Source organism: Paenibacillus sp. FSL R10-2788 (genome assembly GCF_038003885.1).
Lineage (GTDB): Bacteria > Bacillota > Bacilli > Paenibacillales > Paenibacillaceae > Paenibacillus_AQ > Paenibacillus_AQ odorifer.
In genome coordinates this window covers 4,021,803-4,042,311 of sequence record NZ_JBBOQA010000001.1, presented here as the reverse complement: position 1 = coordinate 4,042,311, position 20,509 = coordinate 4,021,803, and the positions used below count along the sequence as shown (strand labels likewise).

General features: G+C 43.0%; 15 protein-coding genes. 13 read left to right on the top strand and 2 right to left on the bottom strand.

Features of this window, described 5'->3' with window-relative positions; translation table 11 throughout:
* The first annotated feature begins 76 nt into the window (after nt 1–76).
* From NSQ50_RS17845 to NSQ50_RS17800, 10 genes are all read left to right on the top strand, one after another.
* A complete protein-coding gene (locus NSQ50_RS17845) occupies nt 77–2,308 on the top strand; it encodes an AraC family transcriptional regulator (protein WP_076225144.1) in 2,232 nt (743 codons plus the stop codon).
* Between the two features lie 195 nt (nt 2,309–2,503).
* A complete protein-coding gene (locus tag NSQ50_RS17840; protein WP_036688267.1) occupies nt 2,504–3,478 on the top strand; it encodes an ABC transporter permease in 975 nt (324 codons plus the stop codon).
* A 30-nt stretch (nt 3,479–3,508) separates the two neighbouring features.
* Nucleotides 3,509–4,372, top strand: coding sequence for a carbohydrate ABC transporter permease (locus NSQ50_RS17835; RefSeq protein WP_036688266.1), 864 nt, complete (start codon nt 3,509–3,511; stop codon nt 4,370–4,372).
* 87 nt (nt 4,373–4,459) lie between these two features.
* On the top strand, nt 4,460–6,046 hold the full coding sequence (locus NSQ50_RS17830; protein ID WP_036688263.1) for an extracellular solute-binding protein: 1,587 nt from the start codon (nt 4,460–4,462) through the stop codon (nt 6,044–6,046).
* Between the two features lie 107 nt (nt 6,047–6,153).
* Nucleotides 6,154–7,590, top strand: coding sequence for a glycosyl hydrolase family 28 protein (locus NSQ50_RS17825; RefSeq protein ID WP_076225182.1), 1,437 nt, complete (start codon nt 6,154–6,156; stop codon nt 7,588–7,590).
* Nucleotides 7,591–7,621: 31 nt separating this feature from the next.
* Entirely contained in the window at nt 7,622–13,141 is a 5,520-nt protein-coding gene (locus tag NSQ50_RS17820; protein ID WP_076225183.1) for a discoidin domain-containing protein, read from the top strand.
* A gap of 213 nt (nt 13,142–13,354) precedes the next feature.
* Entirely contained in the window at nt 13,355–13,777 is a 423-nt protein-coding gene (locus tag NSQ50_RS17815) for an SRPBCC family protein (protein ID WP_076225184.1), read from the top strand.
* Nucleotide 13,778: 1 nt separating this feature from the next.
* Entirely contained in the window at nt 13,779–14,111 is a 333-nt protein-coding gene (locus NSQ50_RS17810) for an ArsR/SmtB family transcription factor (RefSeq protein WP_036688259.1), read from the top strand.
* Nucleotides 14,112–14,220: 109 nt separating this feature from the next.
* Nucleotides 14,221–15,252: an ATP-binding cassette domain-containing protein gene (locus NSQ50_RS17805; RefSeq protein ID WP_076225185.1), complete on the top strand. Its 1,032-nt coding sequence runs from the start codon at nt 14,221–14,223 to the stop codon at nt 15,250–15,252.
* Nucleotides 15,253–15,254: 2 nt separating this feature from the next.
* On the top strand, nt 15,255–16,070 hold the full coding sequence (locus tag NSQ50_RS17800) for an ABC transporter permease (RefSeq protein ID WP_076225198.1): 816 nt from the start codon (nt 15,255–15,257) through the stop codon (nt 16,068–16,070).
* Between the two features lie 134 nt (nt 16,071–16,204).
* Here the strand turns inward: NSQ50_RS17800 and NSQ50_RS17795 are convergent, their stop codons facing one another.
* Nucleotides 16,205–16,858: a TetR/AcrR family transcriptional regulator gene (locus NSQ50_RS17795; protein ID WP_076225186.1), complete on the bottom strand. Its 654-nt coding sequence runs from the start codon at nt 16,856–16,858 to the stop codon at nt 16,205–16,207.
* Nucleotides 16,859–17,057: 199 nt separating this feature from the next.
* Between NSQ50_RS17795 and NSQ50_RS17790 the strand changes: the two genes are divergently transcribed.
* A complete protein-coding gene (locus NSQ50_RS17790) occupies nt 17,058–17,843 on the top strand; it encodes an SDR family NAD(P)-dependent oxidoreductase (protein WP_076225187.1) in 786 nt (261 codons plus the stop codon).
* Between the two features lie 49 nt (nt 17,844–17,892).
* On the opposite strand, the gene NSQ50_RS17785 is transcribed toward NSQ50_RS17790, so the two are convergent.
* The gene (locus NSQ50_RS17785; RefSeq protein ID WP_076225188.1) at nt 17,893–18,219 is read right to left on the bottom strand and encodes a hypothetical protein; all 327 of its coding nucleotides are present in this window, start codon (nt 18,217–18,219) and stop codon (nt 17,893–17,895) included.
* Nucleotides 18,220–19,103: 884 nt separating this feature from the next.
* Here NSQ50_RS17785 and NSQ50_RS17780 point away from each other — a divergent pair.
* Nucleotides 19,104–19,430 carry a PadR family transcriptional regulator gene (locus NSQ50_RS17780; protein WP_036688249.1) on the top strand — a complete coding sequence of 109 codons (327 nt, stop codon included), beginning with the start codon at nt 19,104–19,106 and terminating at the stop codon, nt 19,428–19,430.
* Nucleotides 19,431–19,436: 6 nt separating this feature from the next.
* Complete coding sequence (locus tag NSQ50_RS17775) at nt 19,437–20,399, top strand: permease prefix domain 1-containing protein (protein ID WP_076225189.1); 963 nt, start codon at nt 19,437–19,439, stop codon at nt 20,397–20,399.
* The last annotated feature ends 110 nt before the right edge of the window (nt 20,400–20,509 follow it).

The window sequence follows — 20,509 nt, the reverse complement described above, 5'->3', positions numbered from 1 at the left end:
TTAGTATCTTTAATTATAAATGCTTTCAATTTAGAAAGTTACAGAGATAGGGTTATGAACTAAAGGGGGGCTTGTGATGAAGATCGGCGGCAGACTAAGAAATGGAGGCACATTGTTTACCCATCTGATTTTTTCATTCACATTATTAGCCGTTGTTTTAATCGGACTTGTGGGCAGTTATCTGTATGTTCAGGCTAATCGCTTAATGGTGGATGAGATTGCCAGAGACAGCAAGCAACGACTGATGACTTCAAGTGATTTTGTGGAAAATACACTGCTGCAAAAATACGAAAACAGTATCCGCAACCGAGCAGTGTCTACCTTGTCGTTAGAGAATCAATCTATGCTGAATTATTTACTGGACAGTGAATGGGAAGGTAATACGAGCAGAATATTAGCTTTTCGCAAGGATCTCGAAATTTTCAAGCTTACTAATGAAGGCGTTTACAAAATATCCACATACTTCGAGAAAGGTAATTATATCATCGATAACAGCCAGTTTTATTCGAAGCTGGACAATTCTCCAGATGCTTCCTTCTTAAAAACATCAGTTACACCAGCCTTAAACCGCTGGACTTATAGAACGTTATCGGATAAAGAAGAGGTGTTGACTTACGCAATCGCCCTTCCCTATGGCGCTTTATCAAAAACATCAACCGGAACCATGTATATTGACGTTAGCTTAGAATACATCAATAAAATGATTTCCAGCACGATGAGCTCGCCGATGGAAAAGCTATATGCTTTTGATGAAAAGGGCAGCCCTATTATCCATACGGGCTCGAACGTCGAAGAGGGGCTTAAGACTGCTAAGCAATGGATGGAGTCAGCGGGGAATAATAAGGAAATTCATTATAATAAACGCGACAAATATGTGTTGTCTTTTAAAAATGACCAAACCTCGAATAATCAATGGAAATACGTATTAATACGGCCTATGAATTCATTTGTATCCTCATCAAAGCAGCTGAAGAGTCAAATATTTATCAGCTGTATCCTGGTATTGTTAATTGGGCTTCTATTCGCTTATTTGATCTCCAAACGTGTATATGTTCCTATGAAGAAGCTTGTAAACAATGTTCGCAGCTTTTATCATCCAGGCACCGTAAACTATTCGCAAAATGAGTTTGCTATTATTGGTAGTACAATCTCAAAGCTAGGTCAAAAAATCGAAACCTTAGAATCTAAAGCTAAAGTGAATGAACTAAAAAATCTGGTATTAGGTGCAGGTGTTGGCTCGGATTACTACGATTATATACCTTTGCAATGTTATTACATGACTAGCTATATTCGTATAACCAAGGGAGATTGCGAGGAATTCAGGGCTTTTTATGAACAGCATGCTGCCTATAGCTTTTATAAATTCGTCAGCTTGAATACGCAGGAAGCGGCGATTATCTATTTCAGTGAGTTGAACAAGGATCCCGAAGAGCTGGAGCTTTTATTATTGAAGGAGCTGGAGCTTATAAAAAATGGGTTACCCGAGCAACTACACTTTGGAGCTGCGCTTGGATCGAAGGTTCAGGCACCTGAAGAAATCCCCTTTTCGTATCAAAATGCCTTACATGCCTATCGTTATCGGTTTATCTATGGTTCGGAAGCTATTGTGCGGTATTCACATATCCCGCTCAACGATGTTACGCCACACTTATTCTCTTTTGATCTTTATAAAAATGCATTAAAGGCAGGCAATGACGTTACGATGAACAGGTTTATGGACGATTTCCAGAGGGTCCTGGAGAAAGGTGATGTCCAATTGGAGACGGTTGAGTTAGGCTTGCTTCAGTTGGTTACGGTTCTGTATCAGACCATTATTGAGCTTGATCTGCAACAAATCGTTTCGCCTTCCAGTCTGTTCGATGAGTTCAAAAAGGAAACGTTGGCCGAAACACTTGATTCCATTCGTGATTTATCAGCACAAATTACAGCTTATATTCAAGAGTCAGGTAATCACGCACATACGGAGATCATTCATAAATTAAAAATCTTTATCGATGATAATATTCAAGAGGATTTATCGCTAAATAAATTATCTGAGGTTGCTTCGTTGGCGCCATCGTATATTTCTACCTTGTTCGGAACCGTTATGAATGAATCATTCACTGAATATGTAACCCGAGTGCGGTTGGAGAAGGCGGCTGATTTATTAAGAGAAAAAAAGCAGCTGTCCGTGGCTGAGATTTCTGCTCAGGTGGGTTATCGTAACCCGCAATATTTTCACAACAAATTCAAAACACGTTACGGAGTTACACCGGTCCAGTATAGGAATGCAGGCAATGCAAACCATTCGAGCCATTCAAGTGCATAATTCTCCAATCCATGTGGAAAAGGCAATCGTCTCGCGATTGTCTTTTCTTTTGTTTGAAAAATTATAGCCCCAATACGAAGATAATTTACTGATTTTAATGAATTTACAATAGAAAAAGCGCTTACAATACCCTAACGTAAGGGGTGTTCAGACACAGTCTTAACGCAAAATCGTATTCGGAAGGAGAAAACAACTATGAACCCGGCAAGCACTGCTGGCATTCAAAAACAGGGAGAGAATCTTAAGCCGAAAGTCTCGAGGTGGACACATACTTGGCGCCAATACAAAAAAAACAAATATTTATTCTTATTACTAGCTCCCGTGATCATCTGGTATACCGTATTTGCTTATGGCCCGATGTATGGCATTCAACTGGCTTTTAAAGATTATTTTATTCGTGATGGAATTTGGGGAAGTCCTTGGGTCGGCTTTAAGCATTTCGAATATTTGTTCACAGCTTCACCCGACTTTTGGAAAATTATTAAGAACACGCTTATTATCAGTTTTTACCATATCATCTTTGGTTTTCCTGCACCGATTATATTGGCGCTGTTATTTAACGAACTTAGGTTTTCTTTCTTCAAGAAGGTTGCACAGACGATATCCTATTTACCCCATTTCTTATCCTGGATCGTTATTGGAGGGATATTGATCACTTTGTTATCTCCGAATTCGGGTGTGGTCAATTATATTATTCAGTGGCTCGGCTTTGATCCCATTTACTTTTTAGGCAGCGAGAAATATTTCCGCTTTACGCTCGTTATGTCAGGAATATGGAAGGAAATCGGCTGGGGAACGATTATATACTTAGCTGCATTAGCAAGTATTGATTCCCAAATGTACGAAGCTGCAGTTCTGGACGGAGCCAATCGCTGGAAACAAACGTTATTTATCACCATTCCTTCGATCCTGCCGGTGATTGCTATTCTGCTTATTCTTCGGGTAGGGAGTGTGCTGGATGCTGGCTTCGATCAAGTCTTAACACTTTATTCACCAGCAGTATATGGAGTGGCGGATACGTTAGATACTTATGTGTACCGGATAGGTCTGCAAAACTTTCAGTTCAGTCTAACGACGGCTGTTGGATTATTTAAAAATGTGGTGGGTCTTATCCTGGTGTTATTTGCAAACTTCATAACGAAAAAAATGGGGCAGGAAGGTCTTTATTAATGAATGAATGTAAGGAAGGAGTAACTACAATTGAAGCTATCCACTGGTGAAAAAGTATTCCAAGTCTTTCTAATCCTATTTGTAATCATTCTTTGTATTACGATGATTTATCCCTTCTTGCATGTGCTCTCTATATCATTTAGCACACCTGCGGAAGCCCTTCGGCCGGGAATTCATTTCTATCCTAAAGAAGTTTCCTTCTTTGCTTGGAAGCGTGTACTGACAACTGATACGGTCTGGCAAACGATGGGGAATACGGTTTTTCGCACAGTTGTAGGAACGGCTCTGACACTGGTGTTTCTGTCACTGGGAGCATATCCGCTGTCTCGCAAATATTTGCCGCACCGGGGATTTTATACAATGTTCATTGTTGTAACGATGTTTTTTGGCGGCGGGCTTATCCCTACCTATCTGCTAATCAAAAGTCTGGGACTTATAAATTCGTTATGGGTTTATATTGTCCCCGGCCTGCTCAGCACGTTTAATCTTCTGCTCCTGCGAAATTTCTTTATGGGTATACCGGAGGAACTGGAGGATTCAGCTAAAATAGATGGGGCTAATGATATGCGGATCTTATTTACGATTGTTATTCCGCTGTCGAAGCCTGTTCTAGCAACATTAGCCCTATGGACTGCAGTAGGGCACTGGAACGCTTGGTTTGATGCAATGTTATATATGCAGGATCAATCAAAGATTGTACTGCAGCTCTTCTTAAGACGGCTTGTTATTTCAGCCGAAGGAGATCCGATGTTACCACTTCCTACTAATGAGCAGGCTCCTGAAATGGTCAAAGCAGCTATTATTATGTTTACAGCGCTGCCTATATTAATGATCTATCCATTCCTGCAACGTTTCTTCGTCAAAGGAATTATGGTTGGATCACTTAAGGGTTAGAAGACTCAGAATGGTTTAAACAGTCCGCTATATCCGCGAGCTGTCTAAATATATAGATGAACAAGAAAAGGGAGGAAATAAAAGAATATGAGGCATACATCCAAGAAATGGTTGGAAATTGCTGCGATAGCCCTATCGGCTTCACTTGTCATGAGTGGTTGTGGCGGGAATGCGGCGAATAATAGCACTAACGAAGCTAAGCCGACGAATCAAGGTCAAGGGGGGACATCAGCAGCTGAAGCTCCGATTGAAATTATTTGGGCGAACAACTTTAATACGCCAGAAGAAGACGGTAACTATGTGCAAACCGAGCTAGAGAAGAAATTTAATGTAAAAATCAAAAATATTAAATTGGAACGTGGAACTTGGAAAGAACAATTTTCGGTGCTTCTAGCTTCTGGAGATATTCCTGATATCTTCCCGGTCGATGCAAACGAAACGGATATGGTGCAATGGGCAGATCAAGGGATCATTGCGACAATTGATAAGGCTGAAATTGAATCCCTGATGCCGAAATATGCAGCAGCATTGGATTCCGTTGATTCCGGGGCATGGGGCGTAGGCTTATACAACGAAAAAAACTGGGGGATCCCGAAAATTTGGCCAGGTGGTCTTGATGGATTTATTCCGGGCTATAATGAAGCCTGGCTGAAAAATATTGGCTACTCAGAACCACCCAAGACATTGGAAGAGCTTGAAGATGTACTCACCAAATTTGTTAATGAAGATCCGGACAAAAATGGGAAGAAAGATACTTACGGCTTAATCGGCCGCGGCAAGCTTCCAGAACAATTGTTCACAAGTGTGTTCTCAGCCTATGCTGTTTCCCCTTATCAATTCAAGAAGGATGCTTCCGGGAACGTAGTTTATGGAGGCGTTACAGAAGAGACACGATCAGCATTGGCGTTATTGAGCAAATGGTACAAAGCGGGTCTGATTGATCCTGAATTCATAACTAGTGATAATAACGAAATCAATATTAAATTTGCTGATCAAAAAGTGGGTATGGTGGATAACGGGAAGTGGGGCAATTTTTATAAAGAATCTGGGTTTGTCGCAAAACCTGGTCTAGAGAAAGGTCAAATATTCGTGCCTGGCAAGCCGTTTACAGCTCCAGATGGCGTTGCTTATTCATTCGCGTATGGTGCAAGACAGGCGCCAGTATTGTTCGGTGTTCAACTCGAAAAGGATGAGAAAAAACGCCATAAAATTATGGAAATTCTTGAATATGTGTCTACGGATTCCGAAGGTTTTCTGCTGACAGGTTTCGGTCAATTGGGGGTGAGCTATGATATGGAAGGGGACCTTGCCATTCCAAAAGCGGATGAAGAGGTTAGTGCTCCGAAGATGGGAGCGGGCAATTTCTATAATCCACTTAGCTCCACAGACACTTCAATGGAAAAACATACGGTAAAACAAGAATTGCTAGATTTGAGAGACAAGATCACTCCAGGTGTTACACCATTGCTTGATGTACTAGGCCCAGCGGTATTGACAAGCAAACCCAAGTATTGGGGCAATCTGAAGACGTTACAAGATACGTTTGTTATCAAGGCGATTACAGGAGAAGCGAACACGGGTAAAGATTTTGATAATTTCAAGGATAGCTGGCTAAAAGCCGGAGGTCAGGAAGTAACGGATGAAGTAAATAAAGTGTTGGCGGATCGTAAATAGAGCGGTTGTCCGCTGATTAGTACTGGATGATAGGCTGGAGCAAAAGCTTGCTCCAGCCTATTTATTAAACCCTTAAGAGAGTTGATTCTAAGATAACGGAGGTAGAAATGAGCGAATTAATTATTTATGAGCAGCCGAATGAAGCCCTGGGGAAAGACGATTTTACAGTAAGCGTAAGAGAGCCTGGTGGGGTATGGCAATCTCTGTTTGTTTTTGAAGCAAAGGTGGATATGCATCAGGTTCGGTCGACATCGATGGTTTATTTTGATATGGATGGCACGGTGGAGGTCTCTGTTCATTGTAAAAAACAACAGATTGAACAAGCGGTTATTCGCCCTTTGGCATCCCAAATCTCCTTTCAAATCGAAGAGAATACCCTTTTGTTCACATTGGAGCACCCGTGTAAGCTTTCCATTGAAATCAATGGAGAACGTTTTAGTAACTTGCATCTTTTTGCCAACCCCTTGGAGACAGCCCCTCCTAGACATGACGATGATAATGTAGTGCTTGTCCAACCAGGAATACATCAATTTGCGGCTATCGCAGAACAAGTTCAGCGTTTGTCAGAAAGGGCTAACGGGGAGCGTCAGACGATATATTTTATGCCCGGGCTTCATCAATTCGAGAATCCAATGCTGCATATCCCTTCTGGGACCACCGTTTATATTGCCGGAGGCGCGATCCTTTGTGGATCCATAATGATTGACCATGCTGAGAATGTTGTTGTTCGCGGCAGAGGTGTTCTGTATTTGGCGGATATGGAGAAAACGACTTATTTAAGAGGCGTTCAAATCCAGCATTCTGAACAGATTGAGATCGAAGGGATCATCACGCTTGATCCTCCGCATTACAGTATATATATCGGAGCGTCTAAGCATATTCGCATTCATAACTTCAAAGCTTTCAGTACACGCGGCTGGTGTGATGGAATTGATATGATGGCTAGCTCAAATGTGGATATTAAAGATGTGTTCTTGAGAACTTCTGATGATTGCATTGCCATTTACGGCAGTCGTGGAGAGTATTACGGAGACTCACGCCATATCACGGTTAAAGATTCCATACTCTGGGCGGACGTCGCTCATGCCATACATGTCGGTATTCATGGTGATCACCAACATAATGGCGATTTTATAGAAAATATTTGGTTCGAAAATATCGATGTGCTTGAACATCACGAGCCGCAGGAAAATTATTGGGGCGTTATGGCAATTTGTGCAGGGGACAACAATACCATTCGTAAGGTTACTTTCAAAAATATCCGGGTGGAGGATTTCGAACTAGGTCAGCTGTTTGATGTCCGCGTGGTGTGGAATAAAACCTATAATCCGGTGCCAGGACGCTGTATCGAAAATATTGAATTTAGCGATATCCACTACAATGGAAAGAATACCCATCCTTCCCGTATATTCGGCTATGACGAGGAAAGAGGTGTGAAGGACATTTATTTTTATAATCTCCAGATTAATGGAGAGGTTATTGTCGACCTGAATAACAAACATTTTGTAGTGAATGAATTTGCCAACGGTATTTATTTGCATTAAATCAGAGGATGTAAATGAATGGAGGAGAACAATGAATTCACTTAGAGGGCTACTCTTTGGAAAATCGCTTAAACGTATTTTTAGGATCACAGTTTCCTTAAGTTTGTTGGTAACGCTAGTGCCTTTATCAGCAGAAGGAGCCGCAGTAGAATCGACAGAGCTGTCGATAATTACGGATTACCAACCTGCCATTAATGAGGTTATAGATGAAAGCGGATTCAAACATCCGGGTGTTGGCCTGACCAAGGATATTCTTGAGAATATTAGGACACAGGTACGGGCGCAAAAAGAACCCTGGATCACTTATTATAATCAGATGCTTCTCTCTCCGGCAGCTTCAAGAACGGTCACTTCCAACAATCAGAGTGGTGCGAATCCGTTGAAACCAGCGAGCGATGCTTTTAATAGCCAAGGCTTTAATTCAAGATTTATAGCGGATGGGTTGAAGGCTTATACACAAGCTCTATTGTATGTAATATCAGGTGATGAGGTTTACAGAGCTAATGCCATGCATATTATCCGGATTTGGTCACAGATGGACCCTGAGAAATACGTGTATTTTAATGATGCACATATTCATACAGGAATTCCGCTTAATCGAATGGTTACTGCGGCGGAAATCTTAAGGTACACAAGTACTCAAACTGAAGAGCTGAAATGGACGGAACAAGATGTCGCTGATTTTACGAATAATCTTATTAATCCGGTTATTGAAACATTCCAACACACCAATGATCGTTTTATGAACCAGCATCTTTATCCGCTGCTTGGAGCTATGTCAGGTTATATTTTTACAGGAAATAAAGATAGGTACAATGAGGGAGTTGAATGGTTTACCGTCAATAAAACTGCTGTCGATCAGGGGCAAAATGGCGCGATAAAAGCATTATTCAGATGGGTTGATACAAATATTGTAACAGGGGAAAAAGTTAATCCTCCCGTAGTTCAGCATGTTGAAATGGGCAGAGATCAGGCGCATGGCGCTGGGGATATAACGAATGTAGAGATTTTATCACGTTTATTATTGGCTCAGGAAACAAAGGTAGATCCGGTAGAGGGGACTGTTTCTAATACGCCAAATGCGGTGGGTCCGTATGAGTTTCTAGATCAACGGATTTTAAAAGCTGCCGACTACTTTGCGCAGTATATGATTGGCTATGATACACCATGGATTCCAGTGGCGGCACATACAGATGTAAATGGAAATCCAACGATTATCTATAAACACTTGGCTGGCGGTTACAGGGGGAGAATTGGCGGTAATGTCTATGACCTTTATTATTATTATAAATATTCAGCTGGAATAAATATGGAGGTTGAAGCTCCTTACTTTAGCGAGATGTTTACTAAGAGATTGCCTTTCTATTGGGAGTCTCCGGATGGAGGCGGGGATTATTGGCTGTACATCCCTAAAGAAGCAGAGGGCGAGGGTACGCTCAATCTGCCGAAGGGGATAACGAATCCAGATTTGAGAGAACTAGAAGACCGGTATACGAAGCTTGATAGTCACTCCACCACAAAACAAGAAGGAGACACTACTTACGTTGAGATTACCGCAACAGATGAGGGCAGTAAAATTGCTTATGTGGGTGCAAGCAGCGGCGAACGAACCATTGCTTTTAAGATTCGGACTACTGGCATAGCAACCATGGAGGTGTTTGGCGATACCGTTACGCTGCCTGATACAAAGGGGCAATGGAGGTATATTCAGTATGCGTTCAATGAGTTCCAAGGCTTCAGCGATCTTGTCTATTTTAATGTGAAAGGAAATGGGACAACAGTCGATATTGACCATATTAATTTAAAAGCTGGGGCACAGCTTACCCCTCCAGTATTTACATCAGGGAAGGCACCGGTATCTTTATTTACCTATGAGGGTTCTACAGCGGCAATTCAATTTGATTTCTCTGCGACAGACGCAGGTGCAACGGATGTTGTTGCCTATCAAGCGGATCAATTACCTGAGGGCGCACTGTTCAATGAAACTTCAGGTGTGTTCTCTTGGTCTGGAGCACATGCGGGAACGTATTCCTTTGTAGTGAGTGCCTCAGACGGAACTTCGGTTACAACCAAGGATGTTACTGTTGTAGTAGCGAATGATCGGCAATCTGCCGTCAACGCTGTCATTTCTCCTTATCATGCTGATGTGCCTTACATTTCGGCAACGTTAGCTCACTATAAGCAAGTGCATGCTGAGGTAATGGATGTAATTACTAATGTCACTGACGAGGTCTTCTATCAGAAGTTATTTGACCTGAATCTTGCAGTGCAAAGTCTTAAAGAATTGACGCCTTTAATGAAAGATGGAAGTGTTAATTTTACGAATATGTTTGTCAGCTCAACCTTTGGTAATGCAGTCCCGAACCTGCTGGACAACACAAATGATAGTTTTGTGGGGTATTATACAGCGCAGGATCGGGCGCATTACATGGATTTAGGACCGGATTTTCAAATATCAGCAGAAAGCTTTGAGCTTCAGGTAAGAGCTAGTTTTCCGGAGAGAATTGGCGGCGTTGCAATGTTCGGATCGAATGACAAAGAAAATTGGACCCGCTTAACTCCCGGTTTGACAACAGTTACTGAAGAGATGCAGAGACTAGAGGTTCAAGCAGGCCTGGAGCATGAAAAATTCCGATTTTTGAAAATGGAAATGATAAAGCCTTCGAGTACTATGCTGGAAATTGCTGAATTTAGAATCTTTGGCCAGCGGTATGAGACAGTAAATCAATTAGAGTCCGTGTCCATTCACTCAGATCAAAGCTTAAAAAATCGGATTATTCCAGGGGATACGATTCAATTATCCTTTAAGTCTACAGAAATGATCCATAATGTCACAGCCAATATACAGGGTCAACCTGTTGCAGTCAGTTCTGTGGACAATATCAACTGGACAGCTAAGCTTGTGGTGAATGAAAATGTTCCATCAGGTACTGTGAAATTTAAGATCAATTATAAAACGGCAGCTGGAGAGGATGCTGTAGAGACTATTTTTACAACAGATGGTTCTACTTTATTCATTGCAGATCAGACAGGGCTTGTCGCTAATGTGCTTGAGATAGCAAATCTAATCGATTCCAGTGGAAGGAATCCGGCTGATCTTTTGGCAACAGCAAAAGTTTTATTTGATAATCATTTAGGTTCTATCACGGATTTTCGTTTAAATGGCAGTGGTTATGGTGCCTATCTAACCTTTGACTTTAAAGAAGGTGGCCAGGCATTGCTGTCTAGGGTAGAAGTAATCGGAAGGCAAGATAATTATGCGGGCAGAATTAATGGAACAGTGGTGCAAGGCTCCAACGACAATGTGACGTGGACTACGATCTCTAATGCAGCCTGGAATACGCCGGAATGGCAGACGTTGACGATTAACAGCACAGAACCCTATCGTTATATCCGCATCACCAATGGAAACAACTGGTATGGAAACATGGCTGAACTACGTTTGTATGGTGATGTTAAAATCAATTCAAAGCTTGATGCGGTGTCCATTAGCTCCGACCAAAGTATCCAGAAACGAATTGTGTCTGGGAACACGGTGAAATTGTCTTTTAAAGCAAGCGATGCAATAAACCAAGTGAATGTCAATATTCAGGGTCAAGTCGCAACCATTGCTACTGTCGATAAGATCAATTGGACGGCTGAAGCGGTGATGGGCAATAACGTACAACCTGGACCTGTGAACTTTAGTATTAAATACAAGACAAAGGAGGGAATCGAGGGGCCGGAAAAAACATCAACTACAGATGGTTCATCTCTGTACATTCCCGATGAGACCGAGTTGATTAGTAATGTGCTTGCGATTACTAATTTAAGTGATTCCAGTGGGAGAACATCCACTGATCTCAGGAATGTTGCGGGATCATTATTCGATGGAAATGCAGGCTCAATTACGGATTTTCGGGTAAATGGCAGTGGATATGGAGGATTTATAACGTTTGATTTTAAAGAAGGGAATAGGGTTCAGCTGTCCAAGGCAGAGGTGCTTTCCAGGCAAGATAATTATTTTACACGAATCAATGGGACTGTGGTTCAGGGTTCGAATGATAATACAAGCTGGACGACAATCTCCTCTCCTGCAGGAAAAACGATGGATTGGCAGACCTTAAGTATTAGTAATGCAGAAGCCTATCGTTATATCCGGATCTATAATAGTAGTAATTGGTTTGGAAACATGGCAGAATTACGCTTTTATGGTGTAGTAAAAGGGGCAGATCATACAGCTCCGGTGACAATGGATGATGCGCCACAAGGTTGGACTAACAAGGATACGTTGGTAACCTTCACAGCTACAGATGCGGGCTCTGGTGTTGCGGTAACCTATTTCACAGTAAACGATGGCGAACAGCAAACCGGGAATTCAGTTATTTTGTCCAATGAAGGAACACATAAGTTAGTTTATTGGAGCGTTGATAGAGAGGGTAATGTGGAACAGCCGCAGAAGACTGCTGTGGTGAAGATTGATCGGACCGCACCACAGGTGGTAATTAACGGAGAGATTTCCTATACCATAGAGCAGACATTAAACATCACCTGTAGTGCAGCTGATACTGTATCAGGCATCACTTATTCGCCATGTGATTCAACGCTCGCAGATGTAAAGGCGTATACGCTGGAACCGGGAACTCATAGTGTAACTGCGAAAGCCGAGGATGCGGCGGGCAATGTCGGGTTGGCAGAGCATTCGTTTAGTGTATATGCGACATTTGACAGCTTGTCGGCATTAACCGAAACTTTTGCAGCTGAGACGGGTGCTCCAGATTTAGAAAACGTAACCAACTCACTTTTGCAGCAGCTGGCTAACGCAAAAGAAAAAGCTGAGCAGTATGCTGGCGCAGAAGTTCACAGCTTGCTGGAAGCTTTTAATAGTGAAGTGAACCTCCAGAGCAATCAGGTGTTCACTTCTGAGCAGGCAGAGGTTCTAGTCCGTTGGTCACAATGGCTCCAGAATACAACTCCGCTTGCTGGTGGAGCCCCTGGAAAGCCAGTGTTGTCTGACAATAATGGGCACGACACCGGGCTTCGAGATGGCAGATATACCGTCACCATGAATCTTTGGTGGGGGAACAACGGTACCGAATTTAAGCTCTATGAAAACGATGTGCTGATCAGTAACCAGATGCTGACGGACAGCTCACCGAATGCGCAAGCCATGAGTACGGATATTGTGGGCAAATCAAATGGAACCTACACGTACACGTGCGAGCTGGTCAACAGCTTCGGTTCGACAACCTGCGATCCGCTTATCCTTACTGTTACCGATGCAGTGCCGGGCAAACCATTAGTATCCCACGACAACTGGAGCGGGGATGGAACTTATGACGTTGTGATGAATATGTGGTGGGGAACCAATGGTACTGAGTACCGTTTGTATGAGAATGGAGAAGTGATCGACACCCAGACACTAAACACGGCTACCCCTGCGGCTCAGATGACAGTTACGAAACTTAAAGATAAAGCACCAGGTGTATATGAATATTACGCAGTATTAGTCAATGCATCAGGCGAGACATCTAGTGAGAAAATCACAGTAACTGTCAAGCCAAGAAACTGATCATAGAGCTGATGAAATAGGAAGGCCCTTTCTTCGGGATGACCGAGGGAGGGGCTTTTTTATAGCTGTAAAGGATACTATTGAGGGATTGAGACGTTGAATAACGAACGGAGAATTAGGGAATTCTGTAAATTGACATAACACCTATAGGTGTTATAATCAAAAGTGAACCCAAAAGGTGTTATATTAATTGAATGCTGGAGGCTATTTATTATGCAAACTCAAGAACCCTTACAAGAAATTCGTCAAACGATTTTACTAGATGTGCCAATAGAAAAGGTTTGGAAAGCTGTTGCCACGGCAGAAGGAATGGCAGCCTGGTGGATGCCTAGTACATTCGAGCCTGTTGTTGGGCATGAATCCATCCTGCATGCTGGACAATTCGGAGATTCTCCTTGTAAAGTAACCGAAGTTGATCCTCCGAATCGTGTTGGTTTTAATTGGGGGAAGGATTGGCATCTTGCTTTTGAACTGAAAGAAATCGAAGGGAAAACTGAATTTACCTTGATTCATTCTGGATGGGACCCTGAAAAAGTTACTGAATTTGGACAACCACATCCAATCGTACGCGGCTTTATGAACAGCGGCTGGGAAAAAATCGTCCAAGAAAAACTTCCTGCTTATATCGAGGCTTAATATGCCGGTTGCTGAAGCAGGACATGATGTATTTCAGGCGATAGCAGATCCTACCCGCCGCAGTCTGCTAAAGCTGCTCGCTAATAAGGAAATGTCTATAGCATCTATTACGGATTGCTACCCGATCAGCCGAACCGCTGTTAATAAGCATTTACAGGTATTGTCCGATGCGCAGCTTGTTAGCAGTCAGAAAGTCGGACGGGAGACCCGGTATAAGCTTCAGCCAGAACCTTTGCTGGAGCTGCAAGATTGGCTTGCCTTTTTTGAAGGTTATTGGGCTAATAAATTGTTTGCGCTTAAAGAATATGTTGAGGCTGACTCAGAGGAGAAGTAATAAACCGGGAGGCGTGAGATCGCGCTCCCCGGTTTTTTGTGTTGTTTAAATTCAGTTTATAAAAGGGAGTTACCATCACAATACAAACTAAAACGTTGGAGGAATTGTAATGGTAAATGAACGCAAAAAAATAATTGAGCCCAACCCTGGAGATTGGGCCGTCGAAGCGCGTGGGCTCGTCAAAACGTTTGGTGACAATCGCGCAGTTGATGAAGTAAATCTAAACGTTAAGGCAGGCACAATTTACGGTGTTCTTGGTCCCAATGGGGCTGGAAAGACGACGGTAATTCGGATGCTGGCTACGTTACTTCGTCCGGATGCGGGGTCGGCGCGAATCTTCGGGCATGATGTGGTAAAGGAGTCGCAGATTGTTCGGCAATTGATAGGGGTTACGGGACAATATGCTTCTGTGGATGAGTCACTTAGTGCTACAGAGAATCTGATTATCTTTTCACGTCTTTTAGGGTTAGGGCGGGTAGAGGCGCGGCAAAAGGCAGCGGAGTTGTTAGAAGAGTTTGGTCTGACGGAGGCGGCGAAACGGCCACTTCGAAATTTCTCTGGCGGTATGCGCCGACGTCTGGATCTTGCAGCGAGTCTGATTGCCCAGCCTCCGCTTATCTTTTTGGATGAACCAACAACAGGCCTGGACCCACGGACACGTTCGCAAATGTGGGATACCATTCGTTGGTTGGTGAACACAGGATCAACAGTGCTGTTAACTACACAGTATCTTGAAGAAGCCGATCAGCTGGCAGATCGCATTGCAGTTATTGATCATGGCCATGTCGTTGCAGAAGGCACCGTGGATGAGCTAAAAGCTTCAGTGGGCACCACCTCGCTGCACTTAAAAGTCCAAAATCTTAAAGATATCGCTCAAGCGCGCCGGATTGTGGAACATGTGCTGCATATCCAGTCTATAGTGCCGAATGAGGCTGGGAAAATTACTGCACCGATGGCGAACGCTGATTTAGTCACTGATTTGCTTATTGCACTCCGCGAAGCGGGGATTCCACTTGCGGAGATGAGTGTGCAGAAACCGACGCTTGATGAAGTGTTTTTGACGATCACTGGCCATGGAGTTACGGATGAGGCGTCCCAAGCGTCACAAGAATCAATTAATAAGGAGGCAGCAAGAGCATGAGTATGAGAACATCTACTATTAGTCCAGGTGCGACCCGACAATTGAAAAACCATACGAGCTTCAAACAATCTGTTCGTAACTCGTTAACGATGGCTTATCGCGGGATATTGAAAATCCGTCGCACACCTGAGCAATTGTTCGACGTAACGCTGCAGCCAATTATTTTCACACTAATGTTTACTTATATTTTTGGTGGAGCCATATCAGGAAATGTAGTGAGCTATTTACCCGTTATTATTCCTGGTATTCTAGTGCAGACTGTAATCACGACCTCCATCGTCACTGGTGTCCAACTGCGGGAAGACATGGATAAAGGGGTGTTTGACCGCTTTAAGTCATTGCCGATTGCCCGAATAGCCCCATTAGCCGGAGCTTTGTTGGCAGATACAATTCGATATACGATCGCAACTGTGCTTACTTTTGTCATGGGCTATATTATGGGTTACCGACCTGATGGCGGTCTGGAGCATGTCGCAATTGCTGCGCTTTTGGTTATCGTCTGCTCCTGGTCGATTAGCTGGATTTTCGCTTTCTTTGGTGTGATTGCCCGAACCGCTTCCAGCGTACAAGGGATATCAATGATTGTGCTGTTCCCACTCACTTTTCTATCCAACGCCTTCGTGCCTGTAGATACGATGCCTAACTGGCTGCAATGGTTTGTCAAAGTAAATCCAATCTCGCATCTTGTGTCAGCTGTCCGTCAGCTTGCTAACTCTGGAACCGTAGGCTGGGATTTCGCTATCTCACTTATCGGAGCCGCTGTGATTGTTGCGATTTTTGCACCTATTACTGTGCGTGCATATATGCGCCGGACATAATTAGAGATGAAGAAACGGCAGAAATGCCGTTTTTTTTGTGTTTATTATTATGTTGAAAAAGCCGTGATCAAAGGATATCCCAAGATTACGGCTTAAATTTGTTGAGGAGGGACTTGCAAAGAGGCTTTTTAGAATTACTTATCTTTTTTAAAGAAGGTATGAATTAAATTGGAGACCGATCTATCATACAATATTTTAGCAGTTTCCTCATTTTGAATATGTCCACCCAAATGCAGATGAATGACGCCATGCAATGACGCCCATACCAGGTTAACAACAAGGAGAGGGTCTTTCTCATTAATAAACCCTTGTTCGATCGCTTCTGTAATAAGGGCTATCACTTGTTGTAGTGCCGTAAAGATAGCATGTAAGCTTTCCTCCTCCGGTTTGAATTCACTAAAGGCCCCTCCGAACATAACCATATAATAGCTGGTATGATTCCGTGAGAAATCCCAATAAGCTTGTCCAAGCCCGCGAAGATATAAATTTAGATTATCTTGTTTTGGAACCGCTTGAAAGGCAGCAGCTAATAATTTACACCCTTGCAAAAAAAGCTCCTTCGCTAAACCTTCCTTGTTTCCAAACAAGTTATAAATGATCTTTGTGGGACATTCCATTTTTTCAGCAACCTTGCGAATAGTTACACCTTCGGGTCCGAATTCATGCATGATGGCCGCAGCGGCTTCGATAATGTTCAGTCTTAATGTTTCCGCATGCTGTTGTTTTGCTTTTGGGTAGGTTGTAACAGATTGAGCATCTATAGAAGATATTTCGGACGATTTTTGCATGTAGTTTCACTTCCTTAGAACTTTACTTTAGCTTTTTTTAGATAGCTGTTATTTCTAAACCTTATTTTACTGATGTAGAAGAGAAATAGCCAATATTTAAATGTGTAGAACTTTATTTGACAACGCAACCTCACTTGGATACAATGATTCTTATTGAAACAGTGTTTCTAGATGGTCATTAAAGGGAGAGATGATAGCAATGATTACAATTCAAAATAAATGGACGTTGATTACCGGAGCTTCTTCGGGTATAGGTGAAGCGTTTGCTCGAGAACTTGCAGCCAAAGGAAGTCACTTAATTTTAGTCGCCCGTTCTGAAGATAAATTGATTGCTTTAGCGGAAAAATTACAACGAGAATTTCAAATTCAAGCGGAGGTTCTAGTTGCTGATTTATCTCAAGAAGGTTCCCCTGACAGGCTCCATCAACAATGTGTAGAACGTGGCTTGAACGTTGATATTCTTATTAATAATGCAGGTTTTGCTACGCATGGGCTTTTTGAACAACTATCTGGTTCGAGACAACATGAAGAAGTGATGCTAAATGTATTGGCGGTTGTAGATCTGACCCATTTGTTTTTGCCAGAGATGTTAAAAAGAAAAAGCGGAGTGATTATAAACGTTGCATCAACAGCAGCATTTCAACCTCTCCCTAATATGGCTGTATATGGAGCGACAAAAGCTTTTGTATTATCATTTACACAAGCGCTATGGGAGGAAAATCGGAAACGGGGCGTACAATTTCTTGCGTTATGTCCGGGGTCTACGGAAACAGAATTTTTTAATGTCGTGGGAGCCGATGAAGCTTCGGTAGGGAAACGAGACACGCCAGAAAATGTCGTTCAAGTGGCTCTTCGGTCGCTTCAGGCAAAAAAAGTGTTTGCTGTCCCAGGATTTACAAACTATATTTCAGCTCAAATGTCACGTTTTTTCACACGTAAACAAATGCTTTATTTTGTTGGACGCATGCTCCGTACGCGACATTAATGGGTCAACGTATTCAAGCTGGTGTATTCCTTAGCAATGATTAACTATTTTAATTATAAAAAAACAACAAAACAGCGGTTCTCCCCAATATGGGAGAACCGCTGTTTTGTGTTTTGACTTGCTGACTTTGACTCCGTTCGCTTGAATTTACATCAACATCAGTAACATCACCAACATCACCAACACCAACAACAACATCAACGTCAACGTCAACATCAACGTCACCATCACCATCACCATCAACGTCAACGTCAACATCAACGTCACCATCACCATCAACATCAACATCACCATCAACGTCACCATCACCATCACCAACATCACCAACATCACCAACATCTACAACAACAACATCAACAAAATTACCAATCGACATCTAAATCACATCGCTGACTCATAATCGTCCACTGTGGTACGGACCCCAATGACGCTATTAGTATGTTTTTCGCAGTTCCAGCGTAGTTTCGGACTCCAGTGCAGCTATTCCCTAGAAGGGGTTCTAAATATGATGTTTTGTGCGCCAATAGGTGCATTGAGGTCCCATAGGATCAGAAAAGTGGGGGATTTCTGCGAATAAGGTCAACTGAGTCCGATTGTACCTCGTTCGTCAAAGTAAGGCGAGGTAAACACTTATGTTCTTGCAGTCAACCTTATTGTATTAAGGTTCAATAAAAAGGACAAAAAACCAGCGTTGGTTGCTTCAACAAAAATTTAGGCAAGCAAGGCTGGCTAACGGACCCCAATGACGTTATTAGCATATTTTTCGCAGTTCCAGCGCAGTTTCGGACTCCAGTGCAGCTATTCCCTAGAAAGGGTTCTAAATATGGTGATTTGTGCGCCAATAGGTGCATTGAGGTCCGATAGGATCAGAAAAGTGGGGAAGTTCTACGAATAAGGTCAACTGAGTCCGATAGTACCTCGTCCGCCAAAGTAAGGGGAGGTAAACACCCTCGCCCTCGCAAATAGCCTACTAGTAATTATCTAAGTCTACGCAAATAGCCTACTAGTAAACACCCCCGTCCTCGCAAACAACCTACTAGTAAACACCATCGTCCCCGCAAATACTACTGGCATGAACCTTCGTACACGTAACTCCGTATTGGAAGCTACGTCATGCGCAGAAAGCAATTGGATTTAATCAAAGAAGGTTCGGTCCTCAAATTATTTTGGCCTATTTTTCCATTAACTACTTCATCTGTCGTAGTAATTATGCTATACTGCAACTACTACGACAGATGAAGTAATCATGGGGGGATATTCTTGATCAGCAGTGATGTTATACGCGGCTACAATGATACGATGATCCTCTACATGCTGCTGGACGGGGAATCTTACGGGTACGAGATTTCCAAAAATATCAGGCAGTTAACGCAGGAGAAATATGTCATGAAGGAGACAACGTTATATTCTGCCTTCACCCGACTGGAGAAAAACGGATATATAGAATCCTTTTATCTGGATGAGAGTCTTGGCAAGCGGCGTACGTATTACCGGATTACCTCGTTGGGTCTCGCCTATTACCGAGAAAAATGTGAGGAATGGAAGGTTACGCAGCAAGTTGTAAACCAATTTATCAAGGAGTGGTGATAGAGCATGGAGACGATCATAGTATATCTGGATAATATGTTTGCGGGTCTGCCAAAGACTCAGGAACTGGAACATCTGAAGCAAGAGCTGCTATCCGGGATGGAGGAGAAGTACCTAGAGCTGAAGCTTGCTGGCAAGTCGGAGAATGAGGCGATTGGTATCGTCATATCGGAATTCGGCAATATTGAAGAGCTGACAGCGGAGCTTGGCATCGATCCAGTTGCGCCGGAACAGGCTATTCCGGTGCTGACGGAAGAAGAGGTTTACGCTTATGCGGCGGCCAGACGAAGCGCTGGATTATGGACGGGTATCGGCGTTTTTCTCTGCGCATGCGGAGTGGCGTTTTTGATCACCCTGGATACAATATTTGAAAATAAGGCTGTTATGAGTGATAAAGGTTCTATGCTGGGGCTGGTCGGAATGTTCGTGCTGGTCGCTATCGCGGTCGGGATGTTTATACACAGCGGAATGAAGCTTGATCGCTTTAAGAGTCTGGAGCAAGGTTTTCAGCTGCCTTACGCTCTAAAGATGGCGCTTCAACGGAGCCAAAGTCTTTATGCTCCGACTTACCGTCTTTCTCTGATTACAGGAGTCTGCCTGTGTGTGCTGTCGCCGGCTTTTATCTTCACCACTAGCTATGTCAACGATGACTATGCTCCCTATGGAGTCGCTGCTTTTCTGTTTATTGCGGCTGTAGCGGTGTTTCTGTTCATCTATTACGGGAATATCCAGGGTACTTATACGAAGTTGCTGGAGGAGCCGAATATCATTGCAGAGAAGCAGGAAGAGAACCGATTTGTTGGAGTTGTTGGGGCTGTGTTATGGCCTTTGGCGACGGCGATTTTTCTGTTCACGGGTTTTGTCTATGGTCGCTGGGACATCAATTGGGCAGTATTCCCAATTGCGGGTATCCTGTCCGGCATGTTAAGCAATGTTAATCATGTTCTGAACCGTAAAGATATCTCCTGATGGTGTTGACTACACTTGTACATTCCTGAACTAGATAGATTATATGTAAGGTATTCTACCAGTAGATTTGGCTGGAGAATACCTTTTTTTGTTGGATTTTAACAGGTGAG